16 protein-coding genes and 1 pseudogene are annotated in these 19,715 nt (G+C 61.7%); 11 read left to right on the forward strand and 6 right to left on the reverse strand.

Going from position 1 to position 19,715, the window contains the following annotated elements; all coding sequences use genetic code 11:
- Positions 1 to 88: 88 nt before the first annotated feature.
- Entirely contained in the window at positions 89 to 1,297 is a 1,209-nt protein-coding gene (gene mobH / locus ACMGT0_RS13265) for a MobH family relaxase (RefSeq protein ID WP_416772960.1), read from the forward strand.
- Between the two features lie 77 nt (positions 1,298 to 1,374).
- Here mobH and ACMGT0_RS13270 read toward each other — a convergent pair whose 3' ends face one another.
- Both ACMGT0_RS13270 and ACMGT0_RS13275 read right to left on the reverse strand, forming a co-directional pair.
- Complete coding sequence (locus ACMGT0_RS13270) at positions 1,375 to 3,576, reverse strand: OsmC domain/YcaO domain-containing protein (protein WP_054056691.1); 2,202 nt, start codon at positions 3,574 to 3,576, stop codon at positions 1,375 to 1,377.
- A gap of 112 nt (positions 3,577 to 3,688) precedes the next feature.
- On the reverse strand, positions 3,689 to 4,549 hold the full coding sequence (locus tag ACMGT0_RS13275; RefSeq protein WP_416772962.1) for a LysR family transcriptional regulator: 861 nt from the start codon (positions 4,547 to 4,549) through the stop codon (positions 3,689 to 3,691).
- A 94-nt stretch (positions 4,550 to 4,643) separates the two neighbouring features.
- Here ACMGT0_RS13275 and ACMGT0_RS13280 point away from each other — a divergent pair, with 94 nt between their 5' ends.
- From ACMGT0_RS13280 to ACMGT0_RS13290, 3 genes are all read left to right on the forward strand, one after another.
- The gene (locus tag ACMGT0_RS13280; RefSeq protein ID WP_416772963.1) at positions 4,644 to 6,014 is read left to right on the forward strand and encodes an MFS transporter; all 1,371 of its coding nucleotides are present in this window, start codon (positions 4,644 to 4,646) and stop codon (positions 6,012 to 6,014) included.
- A gap of 369 nt (positions 6,015 to 6,383) precedes the next feature.
- Entirely contained in the window at positions 6,384 to 9,290 is a 2,907-nt protein-coding gene (locus tag ACMGT0_RS13285) for an EAL domain-containing protein (protein ID WP_416772965.1), read from the forward strand.
- Between the two features lie 207 nt (positions 9,291 to 9,497).
- Positions 9,498 to 10,460, forward strand: a complete 963-nt coding sequence (locus ACMGT0_RS13290) for a bifunctional helix-turn-helix transcriptional regulator/GNAT family N-acetyltransferase (protein WP_054056687.1) — start codon at positions 9,498 to 9,500, stop codon at positions 10,458 to 10,460.
- Between the two features lie 13 nt (positions 10,461 to 10,473).
- On the opposite strand, the gene ACMGT0_RS13295 is transcribed toward ACMGT0_RS13290, so the two are convergent.
- A complete protein-coding gene (locus ACMGT0_RS13295; protein ID WP_054056686.1) occupies positions 10,474 to 10,665 on the reverse strand; it encodes a hypothetical protein in 192 nt (63 codons plus the stop codon).
- Between the two features lie 524 nt (positions 10,666 to 11,189).
- Here ACMGT0_RS13295 and ACMGT0_RS13300 point away from each other — a divergent pair.
- From ACMGT0_RS13300 to ACMGT0_RS13315, 4 genes and pseudogenes are all read left to right on the forward strand, one after another.
- The gene (locus ACMGT0_RS13300; protein ID WP_054056685.1) at positions 11,190 to 12,083 is read left to right on the forward strand and encodes a hypothetical protein; all 894 of its coding nucleotides are present in this window, start codon (positions 11,190 to 11,192) and stop codon (positions 12,081 to 12,083) included.
- A 98-nt stretch (positions 12,084 to 12,181) separates the two neighbouring features.
- Positions 12,182 to 13,093 carry a PAS domain S-box protein gene (locus ACMGT0_RS13305; RefSeq protein WP_416772968.1) on the forward strand — a complete coding sequence of 304 codons (912 nt, stop codon included), beginning with the start codon at positions 12,182 to 12,184 and terminating at the stop codon, positions 13,091 to 13,093.
- A gap of 20 nt (positions 13,094 to 13,113) precedes the next feature.
- Positions 13,114 to 13,449, forward strand: a pseudogene (locus ACMGT0_RS13310) (methyl-accepting chemotaxis protein); the annotation flags it as partial.
- A gap of 85 nt (positions 13,450 to 13,534) precedes the next feature.
- Positions 13,535 to 14,572, forward strand: coding sequence for a GGDEF domain-containing protein (locus ACMGT0_RS13315; RefSeq protein WP_054056683.1), 1,038 nt, complete (start codon positions 13,535 to 13,537; stop codon positions 14,570 to 14,572).
- A 184-nt stretch (positions 14,573 to 14,756) separates the two neighbouring features.
- Here the strand turns inward: ACMGT0_RS13315 and ACMGT0_RS13320 are convergent, their stop codons facing one another.
- Both ACMGT0_RS13320 and ACMGT0_RS13325 read right to left on the reverse strand, forming a co-directional pair.
- Positions 14,757 to 15,188 (reverse strand): MAPEG family protein, encoded by a 432-nt coding sequence (locus ACMGT0_RS13320; RefSeq protein ID WP_416772970.1) that lies wholly within the window; start codon positions 15,186 to 15,188, stop codon positions 14,757 to 14,759.
- The gene (locus ACMGT0_RS13325) at positions 15,185 to 15,499 is read right to left on the reverse strand and encodes a hypothetical protein (protein ID WP_054062619.1); all 315 of its coding nucleotides are present in this window, start codon (positions 15,497 to 15,499) and stop codon (positions 15,185 to 15,187) included. The genes ACMGT0_RS13320 and ACMGT0_RS13325 overlap by 4 nt, the downstream gene beginning before the upstream one ends.
- Positions 15,500 to 15,606: 107 nt before the next feature.
- On the opposite strand from ACMGT0_RS13325, the gene ACMGT0_RS13330 reads away from it, so the two are divergent.
- The 3 genes from ACMGT0_RS13330 (at position 15,607) to ACMGT0_RS13340 (ending at position 18,247) form a co-directional block, all read left to right on the forward strand.
- A complete protein-coding gene (locus tag ACMGT0_RS13330; protein WP_054056680.1) occupies positions 15,607 to 16,431 on the forward strand; it encodes a helix-turn-helix domain-containing protein in 825 nt (274 codons plus the stop codon).
- 276 nt (positions 16,432 to 16,707) lie between these two features.
- On the forward strand, positions 16,708 to 17,928 hold the full coding sequence (locus ACMGT0_RS13335; protein ID WP_054062617.1) for an MFS transporter: 1,221 nt from the start codon (positions 16,708 to 16,710) through the stop codon (positions 17,926 to 17,928).
- Between the two features lie 73 nt (positions 17,929 to 18,001).
- Positions 18,002 to 18,247: a hypothetical protein gene (locus tag ACMGT0_RS13340; RefSeq protein WP_416773475.1), complete on the forward strand. Its 246-nt coding sequence runs from the start codon at positions 18,002 to 18,004 to the stop codon at positions 18,245 to 18,247.
- On the opposite strand, the gene ACMGT0_RS13345 is transcribed toward ACMGT0_RS13340, so the two are convergent.
- Complete coding sequence (locus tag ACMGT0_RS13345) at positions 18,158 to 19,240, reverse strand: DUF1176 domain-containing protein (protein ID WP_416772973.1); 1,083 nt, start codon at positions 19,238 to 19,240, stop codon at positions 18,158 to 18,160. The genes ACMGT0_RS13340 and ACMGT0_RS13345 overlap by 90 nt on opposite strands.
- Positions 19,241 to 19,715 lie beyond the last annotated feature (475 nt).

Genomic DNA, 19,715 nt, shown 5'->3' on the forward strand with positions numbered 1-19,715 from the left:
TAGAAAACGAGGATTCACGGGCGGCCGGGTTCGTCGCAGGCTGCCCGGGAATTCGAAAGGTCTTTCCACGGATACGGATGACACTTCGATGTTCTGGCGCCGGTTGCTGAAAATAAACCCCGCAGATTCAGACTCCCATGGGGCAGCGCCGACAGTCGGGTACTTCATCCCGCAGTCGGCTGCCGAACTCCTTGCGACGCCGCGCCGGCAAGCGCTGCTCGGGCAGATCTGGCAACTCGTTTCGCTGTCACGCGACCAGTTCGATGGGCTCTATCTCAAGCCCATCGAGCGCTGTGCCGAGCTGGCCCAGCAGTTTCCCGCCTCGCGGCACGCTCATCACGCCTACCCCGGTGGCTTGCTCGACCACTGCCTGAGCACCACGGTTTATGTGCTGAAGTTGCGCCAGTCGCGCCTGCTGCCGGCCGGGGCCAGCACGCAAGTGCAGGGCGTCCAGGCGGAGGCCTGGAGCGTCGCCACGGCCTATGGCGCGTTGTTGCGCGATCTCGGCAGGATCATCGTCGACATGAGTGTGCAGTTGTCCAACGGTGCGGCATGGTATCCCTGGATGGGGCCACCCGAGCGGCCCTACCGCTTCAAGTACCTCAACGACAGTCCGGACCAGGCTCATGTCGCCGCGGCTGGCCTGTTGTTCACCCAGTTGGTGTCTCATTCGACACTCCAGTGGTTGAGTGGCTACCCCGAGCTCTGGAGGGCCTTGATCCATGTTCTGGCGGGGCACGATGAAAAGGCCGGCGCCTTGGGTGAACTGCTGACCCAGGCTGACCAGGCATCGATTGCCGATGGGCAGGAGGGCAGTTCGGCGAGGATGTCTCAACCGCCACCCGCCGAAGTGGTTCCGAAGCCGGTGGTTGCGCTGGCCTGTGCCGAGGCAAGCGACGATGGGGGCGACAAGGCCAGGGGGGAGGCTTTCATCCGTTGGCTTCGCGACGGCATCCTCACCGGCAGGATCGTGACCAACACCGCCGCGGCAAAGGTTCACAGCGTTGCCGGCACGGCGTTCATGGTGTCCCCGGCCATCTTTCACCGTTATGTCCAGGAGCACCCCGAGATAGCCGAGCTGGCCAAGTCGCAGGACACCGACGACTGGCGCTGGGTTCAGCGCTGTTTCGAGAAACAGCGGGTGCATCGCAAGGGCAGCAAGGGCCTGAACATCTGGACTTGCGAGCTTCAGGACCTGCGCAAGGTCCGCGACCTCAAGGGCTACCTGCTCAAGGACCCGCTGCTGATCTTTGCCGAGGCCCCGGCGGACAATCCCTCCTTGCGGTTGAAGGAGTGACTCGCGCAGCGGGTCCAGGCTACTTCGGTCGCCAGGGAGAAAAGAGCGCACGGGGCGCTTTTTTCTCTCGACAGGGCTCAGCGGGAGGCGACCATCCTGGCCCGGGCCGCGTGCAGTTTCCGGTAGCTGTCGATCAGCCGCTGATGGCGGTCGAGACCTTCGAGCTTCATGCTCGTCGGCGTCAGGCCGAAGAAGCGCACGCTGCCGTCGATCGAGCCCAGCACCGCGTCCATGCGCGGGTTGCCGAACATGCGGCGGAAGTTGACTTCGTAGTCGGCCATCTCCAAATCGTCGTCCAGCACCACTTCCAGCGCCACGTTAAGGGCCTGGTAGAACAGGCCGCGCTCGACGGTGTTGTCGTTGTACTGCAGGAAGGTTTCGACCAACTCCTTCGTTTCCTCGAAGTTCTGCAGCGCCAGGTGGATCAGCAGCTTCAGCTCCAGGATGGTCAACTGGCCCCAGGCGGTGTTTTCGTCGAACTCGATGCCGATCAGCGTGGTGATGTCGGTGTAGTCGTCCAGTTCGCTTTCTTCCAGCAGGCCGACCAGCCCTTGCAGGCCTTCCTCGTCCAGGCGGTGCAGGTTGAGGATGTCTTCGCGGAAGAACAGTGCCTTGTTGGTGTTGTCCCAGATCAGGTCGTCCACCGGATAGATTTCCGAGTAGCCCGGCACCAGGATGCGGCAGGCCGACGCGCCCAGGTGCTCGTACACCGCCATGTAGACTTCCTTCTCCAGGCTTTCGAGGATGCCGAACAGAGCGGCGGCTTCCTCGGCGTTGGAGTCTTCGCCCTGGCCGGAGAAGTCCCACTCGACGAATTCGTAGTCGGCCTTGGCGCTGAAGAAACGCCACGACACCACGCCGCTGGAGTCGATGAAGTGCTCGACGAAGTTGTTCGGCTCCATTACCGCCTGGCTTTCGAAGGTCGGCTGCGGCAGGTCGTTCAGCCCCTCGAAACTGCGCCCCTGCAGCAGTTCGGTCAGGCTGCGCTCCAACGCCACTTCGAAGCTCGGGTGCGCGCCGAACGAGGCGAACACACCGCCGGTGCGCGGGTTCATCAAGGTCACGCATATCACCGGGAATTCACCGCCCAGGGAAGCATCCTTGACCAGCACCGGGAAGCCCTGTTCCTCGAGACCCTGGATGCCGGCCAGAATCCCCGGGTACTTCGCCAGTACTTCCTGCGGCACGTCCGGCAGGGCGATTTCGCCTTCGAGGATTTCACGCTTCACCGCACGCTCGAAGATCTCCGACAGGCACTGTACCTGCGCTTCGGCCAGGGTGTTGCCGGCGCTCATGCCGTTGCTGAGGAACAGGTTCTCGATCAGGTTGGAGGGGAAGTACACCACCTCGCCATCCGACTGGCGCACGAACGGCAGCGAGCAGATGCCGCGCTCGGTGTTGCCGGAGTTGGTGTCGTACAGGTGCGAACCGCGCAGCTCGCCATCGGGGTTGTAGATCGCCAGGCAGTGCTCGTCGAGGATTTCCTTGGGCAGGGCGTCCTGGCGCCCGGGCTTGAACCAGCGTTCGTCCGGGTAGTGGACGAATTCGGCGTTGGCGATCTCTTCGCCCCAGAACTGGTCGTTGTAGAAGAAGTTGCAGTTCAGGCGCTCGATGAACTCGCCCAGGGCCGAAGCCAGGGCGCTTTCCTTGGTCGAGCCCTTGCCGTTGGTGAAGCACATCGGCGACTGCGCATCGCGGATATGCAGCGACCAGACGTTCGGCACGATGTTGCGCCATGAGGCGATCTCGATCTTCATGCCCAGGCCCGAGAGGATGGCGGACATGTTGGCGATGGTCTGCTCCAGCGGCAGGTCCTTGCCGGGAATGTAGGTGCGGGTGGGCGAATCGCTGCTCGGCATCAGCAGGGCCTGGGCATCGGCGTCCAGGTTTTCCACTTCCTCGATGACGAAGTCCGGCCCGGTCTGCACGACCTTCTTTACCGTGCAGCGGTCGATGGAGCGCAGGATACCCTGGCGGTCCTTGTCGGAGATGTCGGCGGGCAGCTCGACCTGGATCTTGAAGATCTGGTTGTAGCGGTTCTCCGGGTCGACGATGTTGTTCTGCGACAGGCGAATGTTGTCGGTGGGGATATTGCGGGTTTCGCAGTACACCTTGACGAAGTAGGCCGCGCACAGGGCCGAGGAGGCCAGGAAATAGTCGAAGGGACTCGGTGCCGAGCCATCGCCCTTGTAGCGGATGGGTTGATCGGCCACCACCGTGAAGTCATCGAATTTGGCTTCGAGTCGGAGGTTGTCGAGAAAGTTGACCTTGATTTCCATGCGGGATTACCAGAAGAGCGAAAATACGAATGGCCGCTATTATCCGGTCTTTTCGCCGGGAAGGAAGCGATAGCGGACGAGACTGCGGATCTTCGCGGTTGCGCCGCCTGGCTCAGGTGGCAAACACCTGCTCCACTGTTTCCGAAACATAATCGAGTACGGCCCGGATCAGCGGTGACTTGCCAAGGTCGCCATGCACCACCAGCCAGATATCGCGGTAGAAGCTTTCGCCATCGCAGGGCAGGGGCCTGAGCGCCGGGTCAGGGTCGCCGATGAACAGTGGCAGTCCGGCCACGCCAAGGCCCGAGCGCGCGACCCGTTGCTGGGTGCTGATGTCGCTCACCTCGCAGACCACCGGGCGGCCTGCCGCCACGGACAGCAGCCATTGCTGGTGCGGCATGTCGGCATACTGTGCGTCATAGGCGATGAAACCCCAGTCTTGTGGCTGTGCCGCGTGGGCATAGTCGTGGGCGCAATAGAGCCCGAACGGCATGCGCCCGATGCGGCGGGTGACGTTGGCCGGTTCGCTCGGCCGAAACAGCCGGACCGCGATATCGGCCTCGCGGCGTTCCAGGGATACGCTCTGCGCCTGGTTGGCCATCGACAGCTGAATGCCTGGGTGACGTGTCCTCAAGGGGGCGAGCCGATCGGCGAAGAAGTTCGTGCCCAGTACCGGCGGTACGCTCAAGGTGACCTTGCCGGACATGTTCGCCTGTTCAGCGCTGGCCAGGCGTTCGATGCCGAATGCGGCCCGCTCCATGTCCTGGGCGAGCCGGTGGATCTGCATGCCCATGGCGGTCAGGCTGCATCGGCGCGGCAGTCGGTCGAGCAGCCTCACGCCCAGTTCGGCTTCGAGCGCCGACAGGCGCCGACTGACCGTCCCATGGTCGACTTTCATGTGCCGTGCGGCGCCAGAGAGGCTACCGGCCTCGACGATCGCCACGAAGTAGCGCAGGTTTTCCCAGTCCAGCATCTGTGCGTTTTTCCCGATATGGCGTGAGCATTTACGGAATATTCGCACGGATAGTCCGGCTTGTATCGTCGCTTCTTTCCTTGAGGAGTCGGACATGACTGAGCATCCGCAATCCCCTTCCACCCGAGCGTTGCTGGCGGCCTGCCTCGGTTTCGCCATCGTTCTGATCGACGTGAGCGTCGTCAATGTGGCCCTCGATACCTTGCGCAGCGCGTTGGACACGGATGTGCGCGGCTTGCAATGGGTGGTCAATGCCTATGCCCTGGTGTTTGCCGCCTCGCTGTTGCTGGCGGGTACGTTGAGCGATCGCCTGGGCGCCAGGCGCCTGTACCTGATCGGCCTGGTGCTGTTCACCGGCGCCTCGCTGGGTGCTGGGGTGGCCTCGACGCTCTGGGGGCTGGTCGGCTGGCGGGGCATCCAGGGATTCGGCGCGGCCTTGTTGGTGCCGACGTCACTCGCCTTACTGCGCCAGCTCTATGTCGATCCTGCCCAGCGTCGTCGGGCCGTGGGCTGGTGGAGTGCCGGTGGTGGCATTGCGCTGGCGGCCGGGCCAGTGCTCGGCGGGGTGTTGGTCGAGCACTGGGGTTGGCGCAGTGTGTTCCTGATCAACCTGCCGATCGGTCTGCTGGGGCTGTGGTTCACGCTCGGCGGCATTCCCGCCGGAACGGGGCAGCCCGGGCGCAAGCTGGACTTGCCCGGGCAACTCTGTGGCGCCTTGGCCCTGGTCATGCTCACGCTGGCGCTGACCGAAGCCGGTCATGAGGGCTGGAGCAATCCGCTGGTGCTGGCGGCCTTCGTGGTCTGCCTGTTGGCCGCAGGGTTGTTTCTCCATCTGCAGAACGGCAATCCCAATGCCATGCTGCCACCAGCTGTCCTGCGCAACCGGGTGGTCAGGTGCACGATGAGCGTCGGATTGATCGCCAACCTGGTGTTCTACGGCATGGTCTTTACCTTCAGCCTGTACTTCCAGGCGCAATGGCATTGGACACCCGAGCGCACGGGGTTGGCCTTCCTGCCGATGATGGGGGTGCTGATGGTGATGAACCTGCTGGCCGGGCATCTGGCAGGGCGCTGGTCGGGTCGCACCCTGGTGATGCTGGGCCTGGGCATTTCCGCCTGTGGCTACGGGCTGATGCTGGCGGCGCTGGCCGAGCAGTCTTACCGACTGTTGATCCTGCCGATGCTGCTGGCTGGAGGCGGTATCGCGCTGGCGATACCCACGCTCACCCACGCGATGCTCGAAGCGGTGCCGGCACACTATGCCGGAACAGCCTCCGGCACCCTCAACGCGGCCCGGCAGATGGGCGGTGTGATGGGGGTTGCGCTGCTCGGTGGCACGGCGAGTCTACCTGGCATCAACCTGGCGCTCGGTGGTTGCGTGGCGGCCTTGCTGTTGGCGATGGCAATCGCTTTCAGTGGACTGAAACCGAGCGCTTGCCGCGATGCTCCGTTGTGCCTGGAATGAGGGATTCAACCGCCTACCACCGCGTCACCAACTCATCCCGGTCGAATGAAAGCATCCGCATGGCTTCGACGCGGCCAATATCTGCGTTGAGCCGGATGCACACGGCCGTTGGCCTTGACCGCGAACCGCCAATGGCGGCCATCCCCCGTCACTCACGTCCGGGTGAGCCTATCAGGCCCCATTTACCGTTCGGAAAACTCCTGTCTCAGCCCCATTCTCAACGCGCCTCGATACTGTCAATATGGCATTAAGGCGCTATGGCTGGCACCCGACATATAAACGATTCAAAGAACGCCATGGGGTTGACCTGAGAGCGGATCGCTAGCGGTCAGTCACTGAGTATCGCCAGTTTTGGCTCTGGGAGTGTTGATGAGTTTTCGTCGCTTGACCGACTCCTCTGGGCAATCGAACGATTGCGATACCGTCGCCGATCAACAGGAAGGTCACTCGGACATTGCCGCGATTGCCGCGGACAACGAGGACACGATCGAGCAACTGCTGGACTCGGCGCGCAACTGGGTTCACACCAGCGCCTGGGCGGTCTATCGCGCCGGCGAACAGTTGCACCTGGTCGGGCAGGGCGCCCCCCGGGCGCAGTGGCCGTCCATCGTCTCGAATGACGAATTCGAAGCCTTTTGCCGGGCCCGATGCCTGCACCGTTGGCCCACCGGCCGTGGCGAAAGCGTCCTGGGCTGGTTGCTCGCGCCGCTCGAGCAGGCCACGCAGCCGGCACTTGCCGAATTCGCCCGACGCCTGGGTGTCCAGGTGCAGGCCGATGCCCTGGCGCGGGCGCAAGTCACCCAGCGGGTGCTCTATGAAATCATCTACCTGGCCAGTTCGACCCGTGACCGCTCGGTGTTCCTGGTGGGCATTCACCGGCTGCTGGCCAGCCTGATCGACGCCGAGAACTTCTACCTCGCGCTGTACGACCCGCACACCGGCAAGATCGACTACCCGTACTATGTCGACATCATCGACACCCAGGCCCTGCAGTCCGAAAACTACGAATACCTCGACCCCGATCACCTGTCCCTGACCGGCCAGGTGCTGACCAGCGGCCAGCCGCTGCTGATCGACGCCGCCGGGATCCTCGCCGCCCAGGCCGAGCAGCGCTTCTATTGCGTGGGCGACCGCCCCGAGTTCTGGATGGGGGCGCCGCTGAAAAACGCCTCGGACGAGGTGTTCGGCATGCTCGCCATGCAGGTCTACGACGTGTCGCGTATCTACAGCGCCGAGGACCGCGCGCTGTTCCTGGTGGTGGCCCGCCATGTGGCGATGGCGCTGGACCGCATGCTGCACCGCGCGGACCTGGAAGAAACGGTGATGCGCCGCACCCTCGAACTGTCGGCGCTCAACGACGCGCTGCGCCAGGAAATACTGGACCGCGAGCGCGCCGAGCACCTGCAGAGCGTATTGTTCCAGATCGCCGAATTGTCGAGCCGGCCCGGCGACATGGCCGAGTTGTTCCAGAGCCTGCATGACATCGTGGGTGCGCTGCTGTTTGCGCAGAACTTCTATATCGCTCTGTTCGACGACGCGACGGGCGAGGTGACCTTTCCCTATTACGTCGACGAACGCCAGACCAACCGTCCGGCCCCCCGGCGCGGCTGCCGCGGCCTGACCGAGTACGTGATCCGCCAGCGCCGGCCCTGCCTGTTCGACGTCGACGAGGTCGACCGGCTGACCTCGATCGGCGAGATCGACGCGCCGCAAGACAACGTCCGTTCCCACTCCTGGCTGGGCATCCCACTGTTCGATGGCGACGTGGTGCGTGGCGTGCTCGCGGTGCAAAGCTACACCGCGCAGGTGCGCTACACCCAGCGCGACCAGGAACTGCTGACGTTCGTCTCGCGGCACATCGACACCGCGCTGTCGCGGCGCAGCGCAGCCGAGGCGATCCATGCCGCCAACCTCATGCTCGAGGCCCGGGTGCAGAGCCGCACCCGCGAACTCGACCATGCCAACGCCAAGCTGCAGCACGAGAACACCCACGATGCGCTGACCGGGCTGCCGAACCGTACCTACCTGCAGCAGCGTCTGAACCTGGCCTGGTCGCACTTCGACAGCGCAGGCGGGCACCTGGCGGTGATGTTCATCGACCTCGATCGCTTCAAGATGGTCAACGACAGCCTTGGCCATCACTTTGGCGACCTGCTGTTGATGCAGGCGGCCCAGCGTCTGCGCGGTTGCCTGCGCGAAAGCGACATGCTGGCACGGCTGGGCGGCGATGAGTTTGCGGTACTCGTCCCCGATGCGCCGCTGGAGGTGGTGACCGAAGTCGCCGAACGGATCCTGGTGGCGTTCGACCTGCCGTTCCTGATCAACGGCCATGAAGTCTTTTCTTCCTGCAGCATCGGCATCGTCAGTGCCGACAGCCAGTTCCACCACGAGCCCGCCGACCTGCTGCGCGACGCCGATGCGGCGATGTACCGGGTCAAGAGCGCCGGACGCGACAGCTACGCGGTGTTCAACCAGGAACTGCGCCGCGAGGTCTCGGACCAGGTCGAGCGGGAAGGGGCCCTGCGCAACGCACTCAAGCGCAGCGACGAGCTGCTGCCGTACTTCCAGCCGATCGTCAACGTTGAAACCGGCGAACTGCTGGCCCTGGAAGCGCTGGTCCGCTGGCACCAGCCGGGCGGGCGGGTGATCGCCCCGGGAGAATTCCTGACGGATTTCGAGGGCCTGCGCCTGATCGGCCGGCTGGACCTGTACATGCTCGGCAGCGTCGCCGCGATCCTTGCCCAACCCGAGCACGCCGATTGGCCGGCGGTGCACGTCAACTGCTCCAGCTACAGCATCACCCGCCCGGACTTTGCCGGTGATGTGCTGGCGCTGCTGGCGCAGCATGGCGTCTCGCCGTCGCGGATCTGCCTGGAACTGACCGAGGGCGCGCTGGTGGCCGAACCGGCGATTGCCCGGCAGACCATGCAGCGGCTGGCCGACAACGGCATGTCGGTGGTACTCGATGACTTCGGTGCGGGGTTCTCGTCGCTGAGCTATGTGCACCAGTACCGTTTCAGCGGGTTGAAGATCGACAAGTCGTTCATCTTCGAGCTGACCGGCAGCGCGCGCAGCCGGGCGATCGTACGGGCCATCGTACGGATGGCGGAATCGCTGGATCTGAGTGTGGTGGCGGAAGGGGTCGAGGATCAGGAGACCCTGGAACTGTTGCGCGAAATGGGGGCGGGGCAGGCGCAGGGCTATTACTTCGCCAAACCGATGGGGTTGGAAGCACTGAGAGGGTGCGGGGAGAACGCCCGGTCCTGGATCCCCTAGTGGCGGCTTCGGCGCGCCCCTGGGGGAGTGGGCTTGCCCGCGAAGCGGACAACTCGGTGGGTGGCACCGGCTGCGCCGGTGTTCGCGGGCAAGCCCGCTCCTACACGGGTGTTGAGGGCTGATGGCTTACGGGCGAGCCAGGGAGCGCTGGACAGGCCGTCAAAGTAATGGTTGTATGATGCAACTATTTGGCGGCGGGCATTTCCCATGAACGACAGCTCCTTACTGATCGATGAAATACGCTCGGCCTCACGCACCATGGTGCGTGAACTGGGGTTCATGCGCACGACACTGGCGGGTACCGACCATTCGGCATCCGCCGTGCACACCTTGCTGGAGATCGACGCGCAGGGAGTGATGACGGCCGCCCAACTGGTGCAGGTTCTGGGGCTTGAGAAATCCAGTGTGAGCCGCATGGTGAGCAAGCTGATCGAGGCCGGCGAACTGGAAGAGACGGCCAGTCATGACGATGCCCGCGCCAAGCTGCTGCGTCTGACCCCTCACGGTAGAAAGACCGTTGCAGACATCCATGGCTATGGCCAGTTGCAAGTCAGCGCCGCGCTGGGCCACCTGAACCCGACCGAGCAGCAGGTGGTCGCGCAGGGCCTGGCGGCCTATGCTCGCGCCTTGTCCGCAAGGCGACTGGGTTCTGCCGAGCCTGCAGCCCATGGCATCAGCATCATTAGCGGATATCGACCAGGCGTGGTGGGCCGGATAGCCGAGATGCATGCGGCGTTCTACTCCCGGCTGGCAGGGTTCGGCCAGGTGTTCGAAAGCCAGGTGGCCACCGCTGTTGCCGAGTTCGTCGGGCGTCTCGACCAGCCGTGCAACCGGTTATGGCTCGCGACTCACCATGGACGCATTGTGGGTTCGATCGCCATCGACGGGCAGGACCTGGGCAACAACGAGGCCCACCTGCGCTGGTTCATCCTGGACGATGGCTGTCGAGGGAGTGGGGTGGGGCGTCGGTTGTTGAGCGAGGCGCTGGGCTTCTGTGACGATGCCGGGTTCGATGCGACTCGACTCTGGACGTTCAGCGGCCTCGACGCTGCGCGGCGACTTTATGAGGCCCAGGGGTTCGAGCTGGTGAAGCAGGAGCAGGGCAGCCAGTGGGGGACGGTTGTCACTGAACAGCAATTCATCCGCACCAGGGCCCGGCTCGCTCGTTGAGGGGCGCGAGCGGCTATCGACCGGCCGTGGATTTCAGGTTTGCCGTGGCATGCTCCAGCCTGCTGGCGTTTTCCAGGAGTTGTTCCGCAGCGACGAACAGCCTCTCGCCGGCCAGCACCGATGCCTGTTCGCGCATACGCACGACCGCCTCCTCGAGTTGCTCGATCTGGCGTGCCAGCGCTTCGGGTGGGCGGGTGAATGGCATGGTGAGGACAACTACCTGTCTGTGCTTTGCTGATCGTCATGGGCTGGTCTCGACCAATCCGCGCTCGACGCCGCTTGCCTGCCGGCGACAGGGCGCGGGCACACGCTACCATCACTTTGCCCATAGAGCACGCATTCATGCTTGCGCGGGTGTTGTTTCGGTTGAATTAAAAAGGAGCGCCTTTGCGAGCTGCGGCCGGGCGGACCCTGATCATGCTGGATGAAGAGAAGATAGCCCCTTATCTGGATGAAATAACCGAGGACTGCCGTATTGAAGTGAATGGGTGGAAACGGAAGGTCTGAAGATCGGGCAAGCCCATTTGAACTGCCAGTACAGTCGCTGGCTACCAGGCAGAGATCGATTAAAGAAATTGACCGTATCCGTACGAAATCAAGGGTAATTCCGGCAAGGGAAAACCATGGAACATTTTTGGGGTGAACTAACCAGCTGATCGAATATGCCTATACTGTCAGCAACGCTGTAGCAGCTGTTTAAGGTCGTCTTGTGAGGGTTGTTGAGCGTTGATGAATAAAACTGATCTGCTTGAGTATTTGAAAGAGACCAGTTCCGAGATGACCCAGGGCGATATGGATGGAGCTATTCTTTTGCATTTCGACCTAGTAATGGAAAGTTATCGGAGAAAGCCCCTGTTTTATAAAAATCTTTTAAAATATGACAGGCTCATGGTGGCTCTCTCGTTGTTGAGTTTTAATTTCAGCGATAATCGGATTCCTCTGTCCAGAGTCAAGGCTTTTTGTCAGGAGCGTGGCTATCTGTCGCGCAACAGTCTGGATTCCTATTGTTCATTCTTGTTTATTACCGGTTATATGCATATTGGCCTGCATGCCGAAGATGGGCGCCAGCGTATTTTCGGGCCTACCGAAATGGCGTTGCTTGAAGCCAGCCGTATTATCAAGTCGTACTTGCTGCCCTCGCAGATCATTCCTCCCTACGATAGTTGGTTGGCGGAGCCTCGAGGATCTACGGATTTGCTGCAGATTTTTTTCCGCGGGTTTGCCAGGTTACTGGAAGCGGACCTGATGCTCGACAAGCTCTTGCCCGAAGCTAAGTGGATCATGAATCGTGATGGCGGCCACCTGCCGATGCTCGCGCTGTATACCGATGCCTTGCGCAACGGCTCGCTGGAGAGAGGTTATAACGTATCGTCTTATGTTGAGCTCTCATCGCGCCTCGGGGTCTCCAAGACTCATATGCGACGCATGATCAAAGAGGGAAAACTGCAGGGATATTTCAAATGCCACCAGAATCTGGTCGAACTGAGTCCTGCGTTCCTCGAACTGATTCGGCGGGCCATGTCCATCAATTTTGCGGTGGCACGGGTGAGCATGGAGTTGGGTGCCAAAGACAGCTGTGCGAATAGCGAGACTGTCGAAGGTTGGAACTTTCGCGGCCTCTAGGCCGATGAGCGGGCCTGTTCCTTGGCCGCGCCGTTGAGAGCGACTTGATCGCCAGGCACCGTCCTTGTTCGTTGTACTCATTGATACCGGAGGTCAGTGTGTTTAATCGTCGCATCAAGAATGCCCTGTTCGACTGTCGGCAGGATCTGACCACATTGCTGGGGACGATCACCGACATCGACTCGGTTTTTCTTTCAGTAAGGGTCGATGGAACGGGCCGGATCGTCTCGGCCAACCAGCGTTTCGCAGAGGCACTGGGGTACTCGTCGAGTGATCTGTCAGGCAGGGCGATGGGCGAGCTCATGGCTGAGCCGCAGGGTGGATTTGCGGCGAATCCGCGAGCCATTGAACAGCAATGCTATACCGCCGCCGACGGTCGTGCCGTGGTACTCGGCATGTGTTGGCTCAACGCGGCGGATCGCGCCTTCCAGGGGTATGGTTTCATCACGCCGCCCTTGGCGCAGAAGGAGCAGGAGGTCATCGAAATGTTCAGTGCGCTGAACCGCTCGATGGCCATGGTCCAGTTCAATCTTGCGGGTGAGGTTCTCTCTGCCAACGAGGCCTTTATCCAGGCGATGGGTTATAGCCTGGCGGAGATCCAGGGGCGGCACCACCGCCTGTTCTGCCTGGCCGAGGACGTGGCTTCGGCAGATTACGCCGAGTTCTGGAAGTCTTTGAATCGGGGCGTGTTCAGTGCCGGACGTTTTCGTCGGGTGGACAAACGCGGTCGGGTGGTATGGCTGGAGGCCACCTATAACCCGGTCAAGGACGCCTCCGGCCGGGTGTACAAAATCACCAAATTCGCCAGCGTAGTGACCGAACAGGTCGAGAAAGCCGAGGTGATCAAGCAGGCCGCGAACATGGCCTACGACGTATCGCGCGATACCGATGTGAAAGCGAATCGAGGCATGGAACTGGCCGCTGCTTCGATTCTTGGCACGCAAACCATTGCGCAGCAGATGGCTTCAGTGACCGACAGCATGACAGCGCTGGGTCGCAGTCCCAGTTGATCGGCTCCATCGTGGACACCATCGGCGCCATTGCCACCCAGACCAATCTCCTGGCGCTTAACGCTGCTATCGAAGCCGCGCGCGCAGGAACCCATGGGCGTGGTTTCGCAGTCGTGGCGGATGAGGTACGCAAGCTCGCCGGCCGTACCAGCGCGGCCACGCAAGAGATTACCCACGTGGTGCGACAAAACCGGGAACTGGCCGATCAAGCCGCGGTGCTTGTCCAGGGCAGCAGGGACCAGGCCGACCATTTGCTGGGGCTGGCGGAGCAGGCAGGCATGGCAATGGGAGATATCCAGCAGGGCGCCAAGCAAGTGGTTGATGCCATTGGCAGGGTCACCAGCGACTTGAGTTGATCTGCGCCATGGGTATCTGTCATGGGAAACGGGGCGTTTCCTTTGGACATTGCACTTGAGTCGTTACGGGAAGAGGAGTTGAACAATGCCGGCGACTTTCAAGATCAGGCCGAGAATGCGTACATTATTATCGCCAGCGGTAACCAAGGCGGAATTGGCAGGACTGGTCGCATGGTTATGGGTACTGCTGCTTGATCCCCTGTCGGGATTGAACCTTGCAAATGTACTGGTCACGGCGTGCCTGCTGGCTCTCTGGTACTTCCATCGTGTGGTGACCAGCTTTCCCGTATGGCGAGTATTGGGTGGCCTTTATATTTTTTTCCTGGCCCTCGGTTTTGTACAGGTGATCGAGGCTCACGTGGCATTGCGTATTTTTTCTCTTCCGCTTGCGGTGATCATGGTAGTAGGCAGCGCCATATTATTTATCACGATTCAGGATTACCTGATCTCCACCACGGCCGTCTGGATATTGATATGGCCCAGTCTCGATGTCGGTGCGTACCAGGGGCTGGAGATTTATCTGGTGCTGTTTTGCATCTTCTCCATGATGATCGGCTTTATCCTGAATCTGACCTACTTGAGGAATATGCGTTCGGTGCTGTTGATCGAAAGTGAGTTCAGAACGTTGGCGGAGACGGATTTTCTCACCTCTCTGCTCAATCGGCGTGCATTCATGGGTAGTTTCCAGAAGGTGCTGGCACAAGGGAATAGTGGCTACTTCATCATGTTGGATATCGACAGTTTCAAACTGAAAAACGATCAATATGGTCACGATATCGGCGACAGGATTTTATGCGCCATGGCCACCTGCCTGAAGTCGACGCCGGGCAGCCATAGTGTCGGGCGGCTCGGCGGCGAGGAATTCGGTGTCTTGCTGCTGGGCGACGATGACGCGATTGCCCATGAATATGCCCTGCGTCTGCTGGCCGCCATCCGCGTCAGCGTCTCGCCTCCGCACCACTACACCTGCAGTGCGGGCATCGCACGGTTTTCGGCGACCTCCGATATGTCGGCCGTGCTCAAGTGTGCCGACAGCAATATGTATAAAGCCAAGCAGGACGGCAAGGACCGGGTCTTTCAGGATGGCAAGCCGCTTGTGCCGCCATTTCCTCCGGCGGCGTAACGAGCGATTCTGGCGGACCTGATCTCGACCGGCAGCGCTGGGGGAACCAGCAGGGCTGCCGGAAGCATCGCGTGAGTCGTGGCCTCATGGCCATTCCCCGACGAGGCGGGTTCGCTGATCAGGGGGTAAACAATCGTTCAGGAAGCCTCCGGCAAGGGAACGGGAGTTGTCTTGCCGGCTGGTGTTACCCAGTCATCACCACCCTCATCGCGACAGCCGCGCAGAGCCCCAGCAGGCACAGGGTTCCAACGCCATAAAAAACGGTTCGCCAAGGCTGGATGCCCGTCAGATAGGCCAGCGTGTGCAGCACCCTGGCCAGGGTGAACAGCAGGCTCGACCCGGCGATGACGAATGCCGGTGCATCCAGGGCGATGGCCAGCCCGCCCAATGCGAAGAAGGCCGGGATGTTTTCCAGGTCGTTCGCCCAGGCCTTGGCGGCGCGAATCACTTCCGGGCGTTCCGTTTTTTGTGCGACCTGATTGAAAACGGCGGCGTCTTCCGCATTGGTGAATGCCTTATGTCGCAAGCGGAAGAAGCCCTGATAACAGGAGAGCGCAAACATCTTGAGGAACAGCACAACCACGCAGAGCGCATAGAGGTTCAAGGCCGTGTTCATGCCTGGCGCCCCCCATCAAGGCCCCTGACCACGAGGTACAGCAGCGGCCCCAGGGAAACGAACACGGCTGTCAGCAGCAGGTAGGGAAGCACGGCAATGCCTGAACCTCCGCGCGATCGGTTGTCCTTCAGCATCCAGATGCAGGCAAGGGCTGCCATCAGGTACAGGTCGACGACTACCTGGGCAGTGTCAGGCCGCGACATCAGCTCAAGCCCAAAGGCCACGAGCGACTGCTCGGCGATCAGCATCGTCCAGCCGGTATAAAGCGAAAAGAGCACCAGCAATGCCAGCGCCATGAAACGAAGTGCCATTGTCCTCTCCTGGGTAGGGGTTGCAGGCACACTAGTGGTAGGGTGATGAGCGCTCAATGACCTGTGAGGTCATGGACGCCAGGCACAAGGACGGTCGGAGGCGAGGCATGAATCAGCAGTTGTTCCATCACAAGCGGCCCGCGCAGGGCCTGGCGGCGGGTCAACACCTGCGGCAGTTGCGGCAGCAGGCGGGGCTCAGCCAGCTCGACCTTGCACTCATGGCCGGGGTTTCGCAGCGCCACCTCAGTTGCATCGAAACCGGGCGCGCGAAGGCAGGCCCCAGCACCTTGCACGCCATCCTTTCGGCCCTGGGCGCCTCGCTGGAGCATTGCAACGAAGTCTTTCTCGCCGCCGGTTACGCACCCCGTTACGCCGCCTCGCCGCTCGATGCGCCCGCCCTGGAGATAGTGCATGGGGCCATCGATCACATCCTGCAGGCGAACAATCCGGCACCGGCGATCGTGATCGACAGCCACTGGAATGTCACCGCCGCCAATGTGAGCACCGGCCTGCTGCTGGCGATGGCAGGCGTTGCCCAGGACCCGGCCTCAGGCCTCAACCTGTTGGAAACACTGCTGTGCCCCGGTGGCCTGGGCGACCGGCTGGTCAATGCCGACGAGATCCGTGCGGTTGCCTGGCAACGCGCTTCCAGGGAGTCGGTTGGCAATCCGGAACTTGCCATGCGCTTGCGCAACCTGCCGGCGCCCGCCATCGCTCCGCAGGCACTGGCTGCCAATCCTGTGCTGCTGACTCGTGTGTGCACCCCTGAGGGGGAGTTGAGTTTTCTCTCCACCTTCACGACCTTCGGCATGCCGCTGGATATCACCGTGGAGTCATTGAGAATCGAACACCTGATACCGGCCGATCCATTGACCCGGCGCCGGATGATGGATGCGTTCGAACAGTGGAGTGCGGCCCACGGCCAGTTCTGAGTGGCGGTGAGCGCTGCCTTGGCGCGGCAGTGGTGTGCCTGCCTCTCGCGTGCCGGCGATCCATCAGGACATGATTACTTACAGGCATGCGTTTGTCTTTGAAAGGGACGGTTGTTAAGTTTTCCTCGTCCCTTGGGTATCACGGGTGCTGACGCGCAGTTGTTGCGTAATGACAGCGTATTGCATCGTTTATTTCCGGCCATTCTGCGAGCTTCGGGACTCACGATGAGCAATGACGTCTGAGCCGCCTGAGCTGGCAGAAAGTGAAGTATCGACATGCAAGCGTTGAATCTGAACCGCAGCACACGCACGCTCTCGGTAGGGTACTTCTTCTCCAAGTGTGGTGAATTCGCTTTCGAAACGGCATTTGCCGTTGCGGTAGTCTCCATGACCGAAGCGAACCTGTTGCTGATCGGGATGGTGTACTTCTTCCGCTACCTGCCCAGTGCGTTGTTTTCTCCGATTGGCGGCTGGCTGGCGGACAATTGTCAGAAGCGTCGTACGCTGGTCGGGGTAGAGCTTGCCAAGAGTGTGCTGGCGCTGGCTTTCCTTGCGCTCTTTTCCTTTGCCACACCGGCGTTGCTGGTGGTCATCGGCCTGGCGATGCTGATGACGGCTCTGGACTGTCTCTATGTGCCGACCTTCCGGGCGTATTTCCCGGACATCGTGGAAAAGGACCGGTTGTCGTCGGTGAACAGTGGCGTCCAGGTCATCGAAGACATTTCCTCCATTCTCGGTCCCTTGGTGTTCTCTGCCTTTGCGTTGTCCCTTGGCAGCGCGGTGACCTTCCTGTTCTTTGCCGCGTGCCTCGCGTTGTCAGCCATCAGCATCGCCACGTTGCTGCCCGGCAAGGTGAGCGTACCGGTGGCGTTTGATGGACGATCAGTGATCCGCGACGCGCTACGCAGCGTGGGCGAACTGCGGGTGGGCAACGCACCTTTGTTCGCAGTGATCTGTTGCACCACGCTATGCGCCATGTTCGCCACCTCGGTGATCCGCTTCATCCTGCCGGCATCGGTGTTGGAACACTTTGGCTCGGAAGCGGCCGTCGGCTATGTCTTCTCGCTGCTGGCGGCCGGTACCGTGTTGGGCGGCATGCTGTACACCCGGCTCAACAGGCAGACCACGGCCCGCCTGGTACTGCGCTACTGGGCGTTGTACGGCGCGTTGTTTTTCGCCGCTGCAATCGCTCTGCAGTTCCACAGTTGGCTGTTCCTGGCGATCCTGTTCGTGGTCGGGTTCGTCGGCGCCTTCGTCGATATCGCCATCGTGACCAATATCCAGTGCCTGTCCGACGATCGCCAGGTGGGCCGGAATTTCTCCCTCTACTACTTCACCGCCGTCATCGGTGACGCCGTCTCTGGCCTGATCGCCAGCCTGGTTTTCCTACTGGCGGGGCCGGCGACTTTCATCTGGATGACGTTGATGCTGTTCGTTGCGCCCTTGCGCTGGAATATGAAAGGCAGCTCGGATGATGCCAAACATCGTGCTGATTGATCTGGATGATGTCCGGCTATCTGCTTCTGGTGCTGCCCGTCAGGATGATGAGCGCAAGTTTATCCATGTCGACATGGACTCCTTCTTTGTGTCCGTCGAGTTGCTTCAGGCTCCATGGTTGCGTGATCGGCCCGTGGCGGTAGGTGGCAACGCCGCTGAACGCGGAGCGATCAGTACTGCCAGTCACCCGGCAAGGCCGTTCGGGATAAACTCGGCGAAAAAACCTGCCTCATTCAACGTGGGCAGGCCCAACGGCGGCTGGGAGCGCCGGGCTTCGCCACAGCACGGGCCAGTACGCTTCGTTCAGCCCCACGCATAGGGTCAGCTGCGCTGCGCGGGTCAGCCTGAACGCGCTGCCGTCGTACTGCCAGCGCAGTGACGTGCCGCATCCGCCCATGCCCATTGCCAGTTCATGGCTGCTGAGTTCTCCGCTGGCCGGATCGAACCGGATGCTGCCGTTGGGCAACATGTCCGGCATCCGCGGCACTGCATCGATCCTGGCTGGGCGGGCCTGTTCGGGATGGCCGATGGGCGTTTCATACAGGCGGTATGAACAGTTGTACGCGGCGCAATCGGTCTTGATGATCACCAGCGCCTGGCGATCACTCAGGGCAAAGGCCTCGCCTTCGGCGGGGGTGTCGTCGAGTTGGTCCTGCTGCCATGACGCGCGCGTGGTCGCCATGACCACATCCCGGATGTGTTGGGCCTGGGGCGGGGTCAGCGCCACTGGCGGATACCATGGGGGCAGGGTCGGACGGGGTGGGGCGGGTGTTACAGTGCTGGCGCTGGCCGCCCCCTGGCGTACCAGCGCCGTGACGGTGCCGACCCGGCCCTGTACCGAGTCCATCAGCAGCAGTGCTGCGCTCATACCGGCCAGGGAGACAAACGACTGGCCATCCTGGGTGGGAAGGGTCAGTTCGTTGCCATTACGCAGCTCCGCGATCAGTGCTCTGGCCTGATCGCCTGCCGCACTCAGGACCTCGGGCACATCACCCTCTTTCAACTCGCCAGCGGCCAGGGAAGTGCGCAGCGGCTTGCCGTCGAGCAGCGGCTTTCCGGTAGCGGGGTTATAGCTGAACACCCCGACCCGCAATACGCCTGCGGGCCCCGCTTCGCGGATGATACGCAGGCTGAAGGTGAGCCTGGCGCCCGTATCGTCGCGCATGGGAACTGCGCCGATGGCGGTGCACGAGCGAATGTTGTCGCACGCGACCACCCAATCCTTGATCTCCCGGTAGAGCGGTACCTGTTCTTCTGCGTAGGCAGCGCAACTGGTGACGACGAGCAGCAGGGCGACGAGAGGGCGGGCCATAAGAGCACTACCTGGGCATGGGGCGGAGATATTAGGCCATGAATCAATCCGCAGGGTTAACCGTTGGCCGCGCGGCACAGGAAAAAGAGCCGTTGTCACAACAGCGCCTGGAGGCTGGTCGGGCCACTGCTTCGACTTGACCAGCGGTTTGCTCACGGCAGCCGTCAGCCAAAGGCCCAATGCAGTTCCATCTTCTGCAGGTCCAACTGCCCATTGCCGCCACCGAAGGGATCATCTGCGCGCTGATGGCGAACCCCGTTTCTGGACCCGCCGCACGGCCTTCACCGGTAACCAGGGCATCTGCCAGGGGACATGCCGATGTTCAATCTCCCTGGCCTGGAACGTCCTGTAGAAGCCCACCATGCCGATTTTGTCAGTTGCATTCACTCGTACGCCGAGCCCCTTTGAGAAGGTATCGGGCACGCGCCCCTTGCTGTCGGGCGGCGACCCCTGGCTGCCCATCAGGCTGGAGAGC

The organism is Pseudomonas sp. RHF3.3-3 (genome assembly GCF_048069595.1).
Classification (GTDB): domain Bacteria; phylum Pseudomonadota; class Gammaproteobacteria; order Pseudomonadales; family Pseudomonadaceae; genus Aquipseudomonas; species Aquipseudomonas fuscovaginae_B.